This is a genomic window from Mesorhizobium tianshanense, from assembly GCF_007830515.1.
In the GTDB taxonomy this organism is placed as follows: domain Bacteria; phylum Pseudomonadota; class Alphaproteobacteria; order Rhizobiales; family Rhizobiaceae; genus Mesorhizobium; species Mesorhizobium tianshanense.
Genome location: NZ_VLKT01000128.1, coordinates 1 through 3,321, shown reverse-complemented (window position 1 = coordinate 3,321; position 3,321 = coordinate 1). Strand labels below are relative to the sequence as shown.

General features: G+C 62.3%; 3 protein-coding genes and 1 pseudogene. All 4 read left to right on the top strand.

Annotated elements, in window-relative coordinates; all coding sequences use genetic code 11:
• The first annotated feature begins 36 nt into the window (after positions 1–36).
• A complete protein-coding gene (locus IQ26_RS38650; protein ID WP_145723550.1) occupies positions 37–510 on the top strand; it encodes a TetR/AcrR family transcriptional regulator in 474 nt (157 codons plus the stop codon).
• A gap of 221 nt (positions 511–731) precedes the next feature.
• Positions 732–958, top strand: a pseudogene (locus IQ26_RS38645) (transposase domain-containing protein); the annotation flags it as partial.
• A gap of 360 nt (positions 959–1,318) precedes the next feature.
• Positions 1,319–1,912 carry an FG-GAP-like repeat-containing protein gene (locus tag IQ26_RS40970; RefSeq protein ID WP_240547479.1) on the top strand — a complete coding sequence of 198 codons (594 nt, stop codon included), beginning with the start codon at positions 1,319–1,321 and terminating at the stop codon, positions 1,910–1,912.
• Between the two features lie 74 nt (positions 1,913–1,986).
• A complete protein-coding gene (locus IQ26_RS38640) occupies positions 1,987–3,153 on the top strand; it encodes an FG-GAP repeat domain-containing protein (RefSeq protein WP_240547478.1) in 1,167 nt (388 codons plus the stop codon).
• The last annotated feature ends 168 nt before the right edge of the window (positions 3,154–3,321 follow it).

Genomic DNA, 3,321 nt, shown 5'->3' with positions numbered 1-3,321 from the left:
CTTTGGGTAAGAACGTGGGCCAGGACGACAAGAACGATGCCCACGCCCTTGGCGACATCAGGCCAAGTCTGGCGCATTGCGAGCCTCCAGTACCCGATCGACGCAGATGGTCGGTCGACTTTTTCGGATCGCCGGCATTGTGCATCGCAGCATGTAAGGTTGACAACCCCAAATTGTCGGGGTTCCGAGCGGGTGTCTACAAACAGGAAAATTGCAATTGCCCCGGACAATCTCTTGGCCCATATCTCGCGGCCGGATGGCAACACATCGCCGTCTCTGGTGACGTCCTTGGGATATCAGGCGGGCGTCGCCGACATCGCACGCGAGGCGGGCGTCGCCAAACCTACGCTGTATGCGCATTTCGGGAGCAAGGAGAACCTGCTGCTTCCGTCCTGCGCAAGGCGTTCGACCGGGTCGGCGCGGCCAATTTTGCGGCGCTCGATGCGCTACCCGACCGGCCGGAGAACCTGGAGGCGGCGCTCCTGGAATTTGCGCGGGAGCTGGTCCTGAACCTCTATCATGACCCCGATACGCTGAGGCTACGGCGTTTTCTGCGCATGGAGAACGCCATCAATCCCGATATTTCCACCGCCGCGCGCGAACATGACCGGCCCCAGCGCGACCGGCTTGCCGACGCTTTGGCCGGACGTCTTGCCCGGCTGGCTTACGCCGGCTATCTCAAGCTGGACGACCCGGACCGCGCAATTCCGGCTCAATGTTTTCGTGGATTCAGGCCGGTGGCTCTAACGAGAAAAAATGCACTCTTTGCGGGGCATGAGGTTGGGGCCGAAATTGCGCGCTGCTGGCATCCGTTGTAGCGACCTGCAAACTCAGCGACGTCAACCCGGTCGCCTATATCGCCGAAACCCTGCAGGCCATTCTCAACGGCCACCCTCAGAGCCGCGTCGAAGAACTCATGCCCCGCAACTTCCGGAAAGCGTCAAGTCCCAACGCATAGGGGATCGGTAAGGCGCTTACTTCCTTGGGACCAGCGTGTCATCAGAACGGACTACTTTCTTACGGCTTCCTGAAGGGCGACTTCGTGTCAGGCTCGTGAGATAACAAACCGGTCGTATCGCTGCTCGGCAAGTGGCGATCGCAAAGTTTGCCCGTGACCTTGCGAAGAATCCGCCAACGGCGCGCATGCTGGGCGATCTTCCGGAATTGTGGCGCTTCACCTCGCCGCAGACGGTCAGGCCGCAGGGGGTTGCGTGGGGCCTTGGGCGCTGAACACCTTCGTCTATAGGGACGGCATGATCGACATCAAGCGTGACCCCGATGGCAGCGCATGCTAGCGGATGAGCGCCGGGAGACCAGGATGATTGACGGACGCCTGTGGATGCGTGGATGGGTTAATTCGGCGCGCGGATGCCGGTTGACGCGATGTTCACACGCCGCGAAGTCAATATTCGATGTGTGTCGCCACCTCCTCGCGATCCTTGCGGTGGGGATCTCCATCGCGGGCTGTGATTCTGCTGGCAGCACGGGCTCTGAAGAAATTCTCCGAATGGGTCTCACGTTTGATCGCCGGGAGATCGCCGATCATTCCGGGGATGTGAAGCTCGTCGGCGACATCGACGGCGACGGTCGGCTGGATTTGATCCTCGGCGGGCTGCCACAGACCCCTCTGTCGTGGTGGCGTTGGCCCGACCTGCTTCTCACCACGATCGCAACCGCCCGTGTGGAGTTCACGACGGATGGCGTGCTTGTTGACGTCGATGGGGATGGTGATCTCGACATCGTGACGGCCGACGGGCCGGACGGGGCCAATCTCATCTGGTTCGAGAATCCGCGCCCGAACCATGATCCGACCGACGGCCCAAGCTGGAAGCACCATGAGATCGGCGCGGTCGGCGGCTGGGGCAAAGCGACGGCCTTGCGGACATCGTCGTTCGGGCACCCAGCGAACTGATGATCTTCTTTTAGGACGGAGCCGGCGCCTGGACTCGCGTCACCCTGCCACCCTTCAATCTGGGTGAGGAGGGGATGGCCCTCGGAGACATCGACGGCGACGGCGCTGTCGACCTGGTCCTGTGCGGACAATGGGCGCGGAATCCAGGCGCAGTGGCAGCGCGCAATCCCGCCCGCTGGCAGGGCCACGAGGTTGGCACGTTCAATCCCGCTTTCAAGGCGCTCGTCGTCGATCTCGACCAGGATGGCAACGCCGACATTTTGACCTCGAGTTCCGAGCACACGGCCGACGTGGCTTGGTTCCAGGCCGTCGACGGGCCCGCGGGACGGTGGATTCGCCATGTCATTCAGCCTGCCGTTGCCGGCGCCCACACGTTGCAGGCGGCAGACATGGATGGAGACGGCGATGTCGACGTCGTGGCCGGGCAGATGCACACGACCAAGGAACGTGCCCTGTCCATCCACCTCAATGTGGACGGCCGAGGAATGCGCTGGGCACGACAAGTGATCGACACCGTAGGGCTCCACAACGGTGTCGTCGCCGATGTCGACAGCGATGGCGATTTCGACCTCTACGGTGCCAATTGGGCGGGCAACCCACCCGCCCGGATCTGGATCAATCGACTCGACCCGCACGGACCGCTCCGTCGCCTCGACCGCTGGAACCATCACCAAATCACACATGCGCATGTCCGTTCCTTCGGACTCGCATTCCCCGACATGGACGGCGACGGACGGACGGACATTATCTCAGGCCCGTTCTGGTATCGTCAGCCGGCCGACCCTTGGCAAAGTGAATGGGAACAGAACCGGCTCGGCATGGGAGTGGATGCGGTCGCGGCAATCGACATTGACGGCGACGGACGCGCGGAAGTGATCGCCCAGCGCGGCGGGGGCAAGACACTGAGCCTGGTGTGGCTTCAGGCGCAGCAGGCGTCAACGCCCGGCTTCGAGGAGCATGCGATCGGCGAGGTTCCCGCCGCCAGCCACGAACTCGGATCCCAGGGCCATGCATTGGCGCAGATCGTCAAAGGCGGCCAGCCGGAGCTTGCGGTCTCAAGCGGTGCCGGGGTCTTCTATTTTTCCATCCCCGATGACCCGTCGACGGAGCCCTGGCTGCGAACCCGCATTTGCGCCGAGGCTTCTGACGAGGGGATCGCTTTCGCCGATATCAACGGCGACGGCCTGCTTGACCTTGCGGCCACTACCGGCGACGCAAACCGACGTGACGCTGCTCGATAGCGATCGCTTCGCTTTAGAATCTCCTTCATAAGCACACGCAATTCGGCCGGAGGATGTCACTTGGCAGTTAACCGGGGTCTTCCTCAAATTGTGTGATGGCCCCGAAACAGAGCCCCAAAGTGGATATTCTGAGCGGTTCAGCGACCGCGCGACGCACGATGCGTGCTT